This window comes from Aequorivita lipolytica (genome assembly GCF_007997135.1).
GTDB classification, from domain to species: domain Bacteria; phylum Bacteroidota; class Bacteroidia; order Flavobacteriales; family Flavobacteriaceae; genus Aequorivita; species Aequorivita lipolytica.
The window spans coordinates 97,622-109,999 of record NZ_VORU01000003.1; the positions used below are offsets into that span (position 1 = coordinate 97,622).

A 12,378-nucleotide genomic window follows, 5' to 3' on the forward strand; every position below is an offset into this window, starting at 1 on the left:
ATGGCAGCATCAAAAAAATTAGGTTTTTTAGATAGTTATCTAACCCTTTGGATTTTTATAGCAATGGCTATAGGTGTGGGTATCGGTTATTTTGTCCCCTCCTTTCCTGATTTGTTGAATTCCTTTAATAGCGGTAGCACAAATATCCCTATTGCAATTGGTTTAATTTTAATGATGTACCCGCCGCTGGCGAAGGTAAATTATGCCCTTTTGCCAAAAGTATTTAAGGATGTAAAAGTGCTTTCTATCTCTTTGGTGTTAAACTGGATTATCGGTCCCGTGCTAATGTTTGTACTCGCAATAACCTTTCTTCGGGATTACCCCGAATATATGGTAGGGCTTATTTTAATTGGCCTTGCCCGTTGCATAGCCATGGTTTTGGTATGGAACGACCTTGCAGAAGGAAGTAGTGAATATGGCGCAGGTTTGGTAGCGCTCAACAGTATTTTCCAGGTGTTTGCATATAGTTTCTACGCTTGGCTTTTTATTACCGTACTGCCTCCCTATTTTGGGTTTGAAGGCGCTATTGTTGACATTTCCATAGCTACGATTGCCGAAAGTGTGGCAATTTATTTAGGTGTTCCATTTGTACTTGGCATTTTGAGCAGGGTGATTCTGGTGCCTTGGAAAGGTGAAGAATGGTACACAACCAAGTTTATTCCTGCCATTTCGCCAATTACACTTATTGCACTGCTATTTACTATTGTAGTGATGTTCTCTTTAAAAGGAGAAATGATTGTGGAAATCCCAATGGATGTGCTGCTTATTGCAGTTCCGTTGTTGATTTATTTCATTTTAATGTTTCTTATAGGATTCTTCTTTTCAAAAGCTATGGGTACAACCTATGACAAAACCGCTTCCATAGCCTTTACTGCAGCTGGCAACAACTTTGAATTGGCTATCGCCGTGGCCATAGCCGTTTTTGGCTTGAATTCCGGACAAGCTTTTACGGGAGTTATTGGTCCTTTAGTGGAAGTTCCGGCACTTATTTTATTGGTTCGGGTGTCATTTTGGTTGCGGAAGAAGTATTTTGGGAGGGGTGAATCTGTGAGTTTGTGAATCTGTGAGTTTGTGGTTTATGCCGCTGAACTTTTTGTCCAGTATCGAAAAAAGGAATAGTAAATTCCCAAACATCATTTCTTCGTTTTATCTTTTCACAAATTAAAGGAAATGCTCCGGAATCATTGTGAAGATTTTTATAAGAGTACTGAACTTTTGCAACTTTTGTTTCCTAAGTCACCCTAAAACTGAATCTATTCTGAAGCAAATAGCTGTAAATAACCGTGATTATCACAGTTAAAAATCGGGATGGCGTAGGGTAAAATTCCAGCACATCCACCAAGATTTTCATGCAGATATAACTCAACAGTAACGAACCCATCCCCACAACAAAATATCTAAAAATCTGAACTTTCCACGGTAGGGTTGAATCTTCAAATGTGATAAACCTATTCAATAAAAAGCCTGTGGTGAAGGTAATGGGAAACACAAAAAACAGAGAAGCAATGTGTGGACTCAACACCACAAAATACAATTCGATATTCTGTTTGGCGAAAATAAAGTGGTAGAAAATAAAATACAAGCAGATATCAAACACCAAATTACTTCCCCCACACACCGCATACCGATAGGTTTTTAGTGGCAGCCAGCGCCGGAATAAAAAATAGAAGGTGTCAATAAATTTGGTGATACCGTTTTTCATGTTTTGAATTGCGGGCAAATGTACTGAAAAAGCTTTAGGCTTTATGCTGTAGGCTTTAAGCTAAAAATTGCTTTTAAAAAACTTATATTTGGGTTACACAACTTTCGCACATTTGTGGGATAGACGTAATAGAATTTTAAGAACTTGCGTATATACACGTGTTGTAGTGCATTTAAAAAAAACCGCGTCAAATGAATGAAAATATTGAAATTCCATTGAGTAAAAACAAAATTCTATTACTGTTTTTAGGAGCTATAACCTTCGTTTTATTAGGATTTTGGTTGGCTATCGACCCTGAAAATTTTAAAGTTTCTGTTTTTCGCTACAGAAGTCCTGAATTGATAAGAGTAGTTGGAATCATTGGTGTTGCACTTTTTGGAATTTTTTCGTTTTTTATCTTTAAAAAAGTATTTGACAAAAAGTTTGGTTTAATAATCGACAAAAATGGAATTACGGACAACTCAAATGCTACGAGCATCGGATTAGTAAAATGGACGGATATTATCGGAATTAGAGTTTTAGAAGTAGTTAACCAAAAGTTTGTTATGATAGACGTTTCTAATCCCGAACACTATATTGGGCTTAAAAAAAACGGAATCGGAAAAATGGCGATGAAAGCGAATTATAATAAATATGGTTCACCAATTAGTATAACCGCCAATTCATTAAAAGCTGATTTTAAAGAAGTATGGGAAATAATTGAAAAACAGTACGAAAAAAACGCACTACAACACCGTATATAAGCTATGGCTTGGTCTGTGCCTATTTGGAAAATTTATGGATTTCCCAAAGCCAGTTTATATTTGGAGAGGTTCGTGCTTTAACACGCCACAGCTCATATACATCAACGTTGTGTGTAATTACTAAAAAACAAAAAGAGTGGACTTATTTTACGTTTTAACGATAGTCATAATGACTTTAATCTTTATCGGAATACCACTTGTTTTGATTTGGATGATTCATAAATTCCTAAAGAAAAAAACGACCAAGAGAACCTCAATAATAATTACTAGTTTTTTATTTCTAATTTTCTCTTACTTCTTGTTTCGTGATTTTTATCCGACTAACAATTTTTACCTAAATGATTACAAGGAAAAAACAAATTTACAACTTCCTAATTCAGCTAAACTGATTGAGAAAAAAGGCTCTAATTCAATTTTCAATTTCGGAGATTATAATATCTCATACACAATTGAACTAGCCGAAAATGACTTTGACTTGACGCACAAAGAACTCCAAGACAAAGGATTTAAAGAGAATAAAATGTACTTGGAAACTCCAGAAAACGAGTTTTTACTTTCACAGTTTCAAGATACTAGAATAGAAAAGATTCTAGTAAAAGATTATGGATTTAAAAATTATGAAATACTATTTATGGATAACAACAAAACGATAATTTGTAACTCGAATAAATGGTAAAAAACTACACACAACACCTCATAAAATTTATGCTTAAATTTGAACTAGTACAAACCGACAAACATTCAACAAACGATTTGCTACGTCCGAAAAATCTCCGATTTTTAAGTCGCACAAATCTTATAAAAACTCGTTAACGGTCATGCCGTGGCGATTCAGGAAATATTAATATCTAAACAATTAACACCCCATTAATATCAACAGTATTAATAATTTATTAAATTCAGCTTGAAAAAAAATCTATGGAAACTCTATCTTAATTAAAAGGACTATCAATATGGCAAAAACTACAAAAGAAAAAATTACTGCCAAGCGTATTAAATTACTCAAATGCCCTACCGGCATCAAAGGTTTCGACGAAATTACCGAAGGCGGGCTTCCGAAAAATGGATCCACGTTGGTTTCCGGCAATCCAGGCTCCGGAAAAACGCTGTTTGGGGTTGATTTTCTAATCAACGGTGCATCCGATTATAACGAACCGGGGATTCTCATGTCATTTGAAGAGACAGAAGAAGAACTCTATAAAAACGTGGCTTCGCTCAATATGGATTTGGCAGCGCTTGTGTCGCAGAAAAAAATTGTGCTCGAACATGTTATTTTAGAGCGCAAGGACATTGAGGAAATCGACTTTAATCTTGAGGGGCTATTCGTTCGTTTGGAAGATGCCATTGATTCTATCGGTGCCAAACGTGTTGTTTTAGATTCTATTGAATCTCTTTTTGCGGGTATTACAGATCTTGGCATTCTTCGCTTAGAGATAAAAAGACTTTTCCGATGGCTTAAAGAAAAAAAAGTCACGGCAATCTTTACAGGCGAGGCCGCAAAAACCGGATCTTATACACGTCATGGGCTGGAGGAATATATCTCTGATTGCATTATTCTGCTGGATAACAGAGTCAAAGACGAAATTGCCACCCGTAGAGTTCGTGTCATTAAATACAGGGGGTCACGTCATGGAACAAGCGAATATCCATTTGTAATAGATGATCAAGGGCTTTCAGTAATTCCCATCACGTCCGCCGGACTTGAACAACCGGGCACAGACAAGCGGGTTTCGTCAGGGATTCCATCGTTAGATAAATTGTTCACAGGTAAAGGTTTTACCAAAGGCAGTACTATACTGGCTTCGGGCACTGCGGGCTGCGGAAAAACAAGTTTTGGGGCGGCATTCGCAGTTGAAAGTTGTAAACGTGGGGAACGCTGTCTTCTCTATTCTTATGAAGAATCAGCAGGGCAACTTACTCAAAATATGAAATCAATCGGCATTGATTTTGCGCCATGGATAAAAAAAGGACTCTTAAAGATTGTGGCTATCAGACCTTCCTTTCTTGGTTTGGAGATGCATCTACTGAATATTTATAAGCTCGTTGATAGTTTCAAACCAAAAGCTGTTGTGGTAGACTCACTCACAAGTCTTATTGGAGAAGGCGATGAGCGTGAAGTTTCATCGATGCTTACCCGTATGATTGACCTCTTTAAATCAAAGGGCATCACTACCTTTTTTACAAGCCTTGTTTCTGCAAACTTTAAAAGTAATACGAGTGGCGAAATAGGAGTTTCATCTCTGATTGACACCTGGATTGTTGTGAGAATGGTAGAAGATGATGAGGGCAGAAGACGCACCCGTGAAGTATTCATTGTGAAATCTCGTGGCACTAACCATAATAAGGATGTGCACAAATTTACTATGAGCGATGATGGAATAAGCGTGACGCCTTATGATGAATCTACTTTTAACCGAAATGAGAAAAAGAATTTTGATAAGAATGTTGCTGAGAATAAAAAAAATAAATAACACTCAATGAAAACCGTTCAACCATTATACATTGTAGGAATTGGTGGCTCAGCCGGCGCACTTAACGCATACCGAGGACTGCTGGATGCAATGCCGCCTGATACAGGAATGGCCTTTGTTGTTATTTCTCACATGATGCCCACGGCCCATAGTCAGTTAACTAGAATACTGTCGAGGCACACTGAAATGTCAGTCCTCTTGGCTTCTGATGGGATGTCGATCCATACGAATCATGTTTATGTAATGCCTCCGGACTCAGATCTTACTGTGGAAAATTTTAAGCTTAAATTAATTTCTCCTCGGACTGGCAGGAACAAACAGGTTGATTTATTTTTCATTTCTCTTGCAGAGGCAATGGGTGTTCGTGCGGTGGGCATTATTCTTTCCGGGTATGATGGCGATGGCACTGAGGGCTGCAAGCAGATCAAAGCCAACGGAGGAAAAACCTTTGCTCAAGACTCGTCTGCCGAAGTTGGCAACATGCCGCTCAGTGCTCAGGCAGCAGGTTGCGTTGATTTTGTTTTACCAGTTAATAAAATTCCAGATAAGCTAAAAAGCCTGGCAGCTGCGCTTGAAACTTAAAAACGATTTACAAAACCCGAAAGTCTTGAGTACATGTAAAACAGACCAAAATAAAGTTCAGTTTTTTGAATGAGCTATAAGAGGAATTAAAATGTTTTGACAATTGAAACATGACAGGAGAAAAAGCACGAACCGCTAACAGCAGCTACCCAAAAGTCGGGGTTTACCTTCGGTGCAGCTTCGCGGTCGTGTTCCAAAGACAGTTTTGTGGTTAATGGAAATTTAGTTTTTCAAATCAGGTTTTGTGGTAAAAGTAAGGATTTTTGGGCAAAAGATTTTGACCTTTACCAAATGCAAATGAAGAATAAAAACTAATGCCAACACCGAGTCCTATGAAAAGCACTAATCCCGTTCTTTAAAAGAAGAAAAATAAAACCTAACCCATTTTTATTCCCCCAAAAGCTTATCACCAAAAGGTCTCCGCAACTCAAACGTACTGGGCTCAATATTTTCCAAAACAGGTTTTAGTAATACATTTTTAATCTTTGAAGTATGTCGCGCATAAAGCGTCATTGCAACTGGCGCTGCGCCAACGGCACTTTTTATCAGCTCGCTGGTGCGGCCTAAATGCAATTCCGAAACTTTTAGTGTGATGGCTTCTTCCACATAATCGTACAACAAGCGTTCATAAACCGCATATTCAGTATTGTATTCATAATCAATGCCCACATAATTTGCTTCCAAAGCATCGCCATTCACAAAAGCGGTGCTAAAAGCAATCAATTCAGCATTCAAAAAAACCCCTTTGCAAATAAACAGATCGCCCAGACTTTCCTTTAAAGCCGCAAAAGAAGCAGGATAGTTTTCGCCATAACGGTATTCAGATTTATTGAGAACATTGGAAAACAATTGCTGAATATTGTTTTGCTGTTCAGCTATTTCTTCCGAAGAAAGGGTACGAATGGAAAGGGTTTCTGATTTTTTATAGGCACTGTTCGCTTTGGTGCGATACTTGGCTTTCATACTTTGCAGATAGTTGGCAAATGTTTTCCAAGCAGGATGCATTGATAAAACCATATTCACATCGGCTTGAAAAGGCCTGTATTTATAATCTTCCAAAACTGTAGCGCTTTTTGAAGATTCAGGCCAAAATTCCTTAAAAAGAATAACCTTAAACAAATCTTCCCAACGGGCGTCCTTTTGAATTTTCTTCGCGGCTTTTGCTAGCAACGCAATTGTATTTTGCTTTGAAATCTTTTCGGTATAAGCAAATCCGTGTTCTCCAGTTGCAAAAATATTTCCACAAACTAAGCCTTTTATAGAAAAGCTATCGTCCTCATTCCGGCAATCCTGAAACAGTTTTATGAACACATTTTGTTGTGTCGCCTTTTTATAAGTAAAAGTTGCAATTTGAAACATACCCGCCACAATTGGAATCCCTTCGGTATTATATACCAAAAGGTAAATTGGTTTTATAGTATGCAACAAAGTTTCTTCTAAAGACTTTAAATAGGGTAAGGAAAGATAAACCTGATTACTATGTACAACTTCGCACCAATGCGATTGTGGAATTTCAGTTATTGATTGAAAAAAAACAATGTTTTCAGAAATACTGTTCGGCATAAAAAAAGTTAATTCAGATATAAAGATAGTGACAGTTATTGGTATGGATTGTAGAAGATACGTTACAGATTGTCTCTTGGTTTTTATAGCGCGGTTTTCATTGTTTCAATATTTAAACCAATCAAATTGCATCTTACTAAAAATTTTATTGCAAAAAATTAGGCGATAGTTGAAACAAGAATACCGTCATTTTACAACTTTCGATATATTTCGATTGCGTATAAAAAGACGGTATTGTTTTGAACGTGGAAATCAGAAGCTAGAAATACTATCTTCTACCTCTATTCCTGCCGCTATTTTGACTTTGGGAATGGTTGGATTTCTTAGGTTGGGAATTCCGTCCACGACTGTGGCGTTGTGCTTTTTGCTGCTTTTTTTCTTCTTCGGCAGCTTTTACATCGGCCATGGTTTCAGTGAGTTCAAAGTCTGTAAGAGTTTTGGGCTGAAGGCGTTCGCCTATCAGTTTTTCAATATCCTTTAAGTAGCCAACTTCGTCTAAACTTACTAAAGAAAGCGCTTCGCCACTGGCTCCTGCCCTACCTGTTCTTCCAATTCGGTGAACGTAATCTTCAGATATATTTGGCAATTCAAAATTGATAACATGCGGCAATAATGGAATGTCTAGTCCGCGGGCTGCAATATCAGTCGCAACCAAAACACGTACTTTTCCTTCTTTAAATCCGGAAAGAGCTCTTGTTCGCGCGCCCTGACTTTTGTTTCCGTGGATTGCTGCAGAAGTGATTTTTGCCTTTTCCAGCTTTTCACTTAAACGGTTGGCTCCGTGCTTGGTTCTTGTAAAAACTAAAACCTGTTGCCAATTTCCTTCGGAAATAAGTTTTATGATTAGATCTGTTTTTTGAGCTTTATCGACACGGTAAACGGTTTGTTCAATTTTTTCAACGGTTGTATTCTGAGGTGTAGCTTCCACCAAAACTGGATGGTGAAGAAAGTCACCTGCCAGTTTTTTTATTTCTTTTGAAAAGGTTGCCGAGAAAAGCAGATTCTGTCTTTTGGAAGGAAGTAACGCAAGTATCTTTTTAATATCGCGAAGAAAGCCCATATCGAGCATTCTATCGGCTTCGTCCAAAACAAGGATTTCCACTTTTGAAAGCGTAAGCGCGCGTTGATCAACTAAGTCCAACAAACGTCCGGGCGTTGCTACCAGAATATCCACCCCATTTCGCAATGCTTTAATCTGTGGATTCGCACCAACCCCACCAAAAATAACGGTGGAACGCAGGTCTGTAAATTCGCTGTATTCCCTAAACTCATCCTGCACTTGGGCTGCGAGTTCGCGGGTCGGGGTAAGTATCAATGCGCGAACGGGCCGTTGGCGCAAAGTAGGTTCGTTGCTCAGTATTTGAAGCATAGGTAGTGCAAAACCAGCGGTTTTTCCGCTTCCCGTCTGGGCAGAGGCTAACACATCTTTTCCTTCTAAAATTAATGGAATTGCTTTTTGTTGAATTGCCGAAGGCGTTTCATATCCTTTTTTGCTGATTGCTTTCAGCAGGGCATCGGACAGCCCAAGTGATTTAAATGACATATTTTATTTAGATTGTTGGAAGCGCTTCGCTTTTGGATTCTTCGATTTTTAGAATCTGGAAACTTTACGCTTTGTATTTTTTTAGACCGCTGCGCTTGGAGATAGTATATCGCGGCGCTTTTAGATTTCGGTTTTTTGAAAAACCATTAAAACTAAGAAGACGGTTTTAATAAGCGGCGAAGATACGGCTATTTTTCTGCGTGGACGATTTTATATTTAAATCTGCAGAATTGCCAAAAAAACAGTATAATTGGAAATCAAACAATAACAACTGCTATGTTAGGAGGCTTTGGAAGTATAAACCATATGATTGTTACCCTTCGCAACAATAAAAATCTGCTTCCTGCAAAGAGATCTTATTTTAAAAATCGCAACTACAGCTCCATCAAAAACGAATATTACAACGCCGTTGGTGATTCCTTCAACATAAAAAAAGCAAGTGGAAAACAACTGTTAGAAGTAAGGTATAAAATAAGACTAAAAAGAAAAAGAGAGACGCGGAATTTTATACTTCTGCTATCGCTTGGCTTACCATTAATTTGTTTTACACTTTATTTTACTTTCAATAATTTCAGTTTCGGATTTCCAAAAATGGAACAGGTTGCACCACTGGATATTGAGAAAAACAACAAAGAAAAATATCTTTTCTATTTAAGCGATGGTGATGCGTGGCTGGAAAAAAGAGATTGGTACAATGCCATATTTCAATATAAAAACGCAGTAAAACTTTATCCAAATGATTTTGGCGCAAATTACAGATTAGCATTAGGGTATGCTTATCGGTGCCAATATGAATTTGAAGACTGTGCAGTAGGCAAAAAATTGATTGATAAGCTGGAAAAACAATTTCCAGAAAACATAGATGTGAAAGCTGTAAAAGCAATATTTCTGCACTAGGGGGAATAATACGGTTGTAACTAAAAAAAACTCCCTATATTTATAAGCAACTAACAATCAATCATTATAGTGATGAAACGACTATTACTCATTGTAGTATTAGCTTGCGTTTCGTGGAGCAGTCTTCCTCAAACTCCTTCCCAAACACAAGAAGACACATTAAAAACCTCTTTATTAGAGAGCGAAAAAAATCTCCAAATAACGAAAGATACCCTTTTGGAGTACGCTAATTTCAAGAAAACAATTCAGCTTTCCAAAGAGAGTAATGATTTTGAAACCCTTGGAAAGACGTACATTGATTTGGCAAAATGGCACGAAGACCATACCGTGCTAGACTCTTCAATTGTTACTTTACAAAAAGCTATTGCTGTTTACAAAAAACAGGAAATGTCCAAAGCTCTGGCAGATACCTATCTTTTATTAGTAGTAAATTATAGCGGAAGTGCAGAATATGACAAAGGTTCCGAAACAGTCTATAAAGCATTGGCGCTCTACGAAAAAATGGGCGACCAACGCGGAATTGCTCAGTGCTATACAAAAATAAGCGACCTCCTTTATTATTCAGACAGTTACGCCGAAGGTGCAGAATATTGCAAAAAAGCAATCGCAATTCAGGAGAAAAACGGTTATGAAGAAGACTTGGCGCTATCATACAGAAGGCTCTCTGAGAATCAATTGTTTTTAGGCAATCTTGATGAAAGTTTGGCTAATATGAACCGCGCCATAGCTTTATATAAAAAGATTGGCGAAAACGGACCACCACTTTTGGCCTGCTACAATGGTAGAGGTAATATTTATAAATATATGGAACGCTTTGACGAGGCAATTGAAGATTATAACCGCTGTTATAACGGTGCTGAAAAAATAGGTTTTACCCGTTATATGATGCCGCCTACTGCAAATATTGGCCACGTTTATATTTTACAAGGAAAATATGCCGAAGCATTACCTTACAATCTTCGGGCTATAGAAATTATGAAACGCATAGGCAACACCAAAAATCTTTGGGAAAACTATATGCACGTTTCCAATATTTATAGTGAATTGGGTGATTATAAAAATGCTCTGGAATATCACGAGCTATACCAACAAGGCCATGCAGAATACCTGAGCACTATCATTGCACGACAGGAAAGCGAACTACAAGTGAAGTATGAAACCGCCAAAAAGGATATCGAAATTCTGGACCAGCAGGCAAAGATTTCGCAACAGCGCAAAACACAGTGGCTCTATATTGGTATCGCGGGACTGCTTGGTATTATTCTCTTCGGAATGTATTTCACGCTGAAGAACATTCGCAAAAAACGGAAATCACTTTCTTTATTGAATATTGAACTTGACGCCAAAAACAAACAAAATGAATTACTGCTGAAAGAAATACACCACCGTGTAAAAAACAATCTGGAAATGGTGAAGAGCCTCATTGCGCTACAATCTGCAAAACTAGAAGATGGTGCCAGCAAAGAAGCAATGCTCGCCAGCCAAAACCGCGTTCAGAGTATGGGCATTATTCACCAAAAATTGTATCAAGGCGAAAACTTGGGCAGTATTGAAATGAAGGATTATTTCATCAATTTGGGCGAAGGTGTTTTAGACACGTTTAACGCAGAGCAAAAAGTGAAAATTGAATGTGCCATGGATAACTTAGATTTAGATGTGGACACAGCTGTACCTATAGGATTGATAGTGAACGAACTTTTAACCAATGCCTTAAAATACGCTTTCCCCGAAGGCGAAAAAGGACAAATAAACATCAGCCTTAAAAAAGAAAACGATGGGTTATTCTTAAAAGTTTCAGACAACGGTATTGGCAAAACAGTAGGTTTAAAACCAAAGGGCACTGGCTTCGGCACACAATTGATACAACTACTTACCCAGCAATTAAACGGAACTATTTCTGAAGAATATACAAACGGAACTACGGTTTTTTTCAATTTCAAAAACTTTAAAACCGCCTGATGGAGAAAGCCGTGAAAATATTAATTGTTGAAGATGAAATGATAATTGCAGCAAATATTTCATTACAATTAACTGAATTGAACTATGAGGTAATAGGTATTCTTCCTCGCGGGGAAGAAGCACTTTCACACATAAAAATTGAAAAACCAGATATTGTTTTGATGGACATTCAGTTAAAAGGCAAAATGGATGGCATTGAAACCGCCAAGGAAATTGAAAAGCAATATAACATACCTATCATCTATTTAACCGCAAATGCAGATGATGCACATTTTAGCCGTGCCAAGGAAACGCATCCGTATGCTTTTATCTCAAAACCCTTCAAAAAACTAGATCTACAGCGCGCTATAGAATTAACCGTTGATAGAATTTCATTGGAAAACGCTTCGGACATTGGTAAAATTAGCAATGACACTATAGCAACCAACGGAAACGCTACAGATTTCATATTGAACGACCGCATTTTCGTGCGCCATAATGAGAAGATGCTGAAAATAGATATTAAAGACATCTACTATATTGAAGCAGACCGCAACTATTGCCGCATCTTTTCGCAGAACAGAGAATATCTATTGGTGATGACCCTAAAAGATATTGACGAAAAACTTCCGCAAAACCATTTCCTGAGAATTCATCGTTCGTATATCATCAATCTTTCCCAAATAGATGAGGTAGCGGGAACGCATGTTGTTATTTCGAAAAAAGCAATCCCGATGAGCAAAGTGATGCGCACGGAACTTCTTAAACGCCTGCAAACTATTTAAGCTACAGTAACTGCCAGTTTGTAAATTGCATCAATATTTGGTTGGCATTTATCTTAGAATCCCTCAAATTCAATGATTTAAGAATATTTCTTCATTTCAAGGTACTCAACTATTTTTCAAAAGTACATTTCGGCAAGTAAATGCTTGTCTTCGG

Annotated in this window: 11 protein-coding genes; 8 read left to right on the forward strand and 3 right to left on the reverse strand. The window is 37.7% G+C overall.

Annotated elements, in window-relative coordinates; all coding sequences use genetic code 11:
• Positions 1-1,059, forward strand: a complete 1,059-nt coding sequence (gene arsB, locus ESV24_RS05105) for an ACR3 family arsenite efflux transporter (protein ID WP_111814746.1) — start codon at positions 1-3, stop codon at positions 1,057-1,059.
• Positions 1,060-1,231: 172 nt separating this feature from the next.
• On the opposite strand, the gene ESV24_RS05110 is transcribed toward arsB, so the two are convergent.
• Positions 1,232-1,702, reverse strand: a complete 471-nt coding sequence (locus ESV24_RS05110) for a GtrA family protein (protein ID WP_111814743.1) — start codon at positions 1,700-1,702, stop codon at positions 1,232-1,234.
• Positions 1,703-1,893: 191 nt separating this feature from the next.
• Here ESV24_RS05110 and ESV24_RS05115 point away from each other — a divergent pair, with 191 nt between their 5' ends.
• The 4 genes from ESV24_RS05115 to ESV24_RS05130 all read left to right on the forward strand — a co-directional run bounded on the left by ESV24_RS05115 (position 1,894) and on the right by ESV24_RS05130 (position 5,498).
• Positions 1,894-2,445 carry an STM3941 family protein gene (locus ESV24_RS05115; RefSeq protein WP_111814741.1) on the forward strand — a complete coding sequence of 184 codons (552 nt, stop codon included), beginning with the start codon at positions 1,894-1,896 and terminating at the stop codon, positions 2,443-2,445.
• Positions 2,446-2,614: 169 nt separating this feature from the next.
• Positions 2,615-3,121 (forward strand): hypothetical protein, encoded by a 507-nt coding sequence (locus ESV24_RS05120; protein ID WP_111814739.1) that lies wholly within the window; start codon positions 2,615-2,617, stop codon positions 3,119-3,121.
• Positions 3,122-3,398: 277 nt separating this feature from the next.
• The gene (gene kaiC, locus ESV24_RS05125) at positions 3,399-4,916 is read left to right on the forward strand and encodes a circadian clock protein KaiC (RefSeq protein WP_111814737.1); all 1,518 of its coding nucleotides are present in this window, start codon (positions 3,399-3,401) and stop codon (positions 4,914-4,916) included.
• A gap of 6 nt (positions 4,917-4,922) precedes the next feature.
• On the forward strand, positions 4,923-5,498 hold the full coding sequence (locus tag ESV24_RS05130; protein WP_111814735.1) for a chemotaxis protein CheB: 576 nt from the start codon (positions 4,923-4,925) through the stop codon (positions 5,496-5,498).
• Between the two features lie 387 nt (positions 5,499-5,885).
• On the opposite strand, the gene ESV24_RS05140 is transcribed toward ESV24_RS05130, so the two are convergent.
• Complete coding sequence (locus ESV24_RS05140) at positions 5,886-7,061, reverse strand: GNAT family protein (RefSeq protein WP_111814734.1); 1,176 nt, start codon at positions 7,059-7,061, stop codon at positions 5,886-5,888.
• A gap of 268 nt (positions 7,062-7,329) precedes the next feature.
• Positions 7,330-8,604 carry a DEAD/DEAH box helicase gene (locus ESV24_RS05145; RefSeq protein WP_111814733.1) on the reverse strand — a complete coding sequence of 425 codons (1,275 nt, stop codon included), beginning with the start codon at positions 8,602-8,604 and terminating at the stop codon, positions 7,330-7,332.
• Between the two features lie 276 nt (positions 8,605-8,880).
• Here ESV24_RS05145 and ESV24_RS05150 point away from each other — a divergent pair, with 276 nt between their 5' ends.
• The 3 genes from ESV24_RS05150 to ESV24_RS05160 all read left to right on the forward strand — a co-directional run bounded on the left by ESV24_RS05150 (position 8,881) and on the right by ESV24_RS05160 (position 12,224).
• Complete coding sequence (locus ESV24_RS05150) at positions 8,881-9,501, forward strand: tetratricopeptide repeat protein (protein ID WP_111814730.1); 621 nt, start codon at positions 8,881-8,883, stop codon at positions 9,499-9,501.
• A gap of 72 nt (positions 9,502-9,573) precedes the next feature.
• Complete coding sequence (locus ESV24_RS05155) at positions 9,574-11,460, forward strand: tetratricopeptide repeat-containing sensor histidine kinase (RefSeq protein ID WP_111814728.1); 1,887 nt, start codon at positions 9,574-9,576, stop codon at positions 11,458-11,460.
• Positions 11,460-12,224, forward strand: a complete 765-nt coding sequence (locus tag ESV24_RS05160) for a LytR/AlgR family response regulator transcription factor (protein ID WP_111814726.1) — start codon at positions 11,460-11,462, stop codon at positions 12,222-12,224. The genes ESV24_RS05155 and ESV24_RS05160 overlap by 1 nt, the downstream gene beginning before the upstream one ends.
• Positions 12,225-12,378 lie beyond the last annotated feature (154 nt).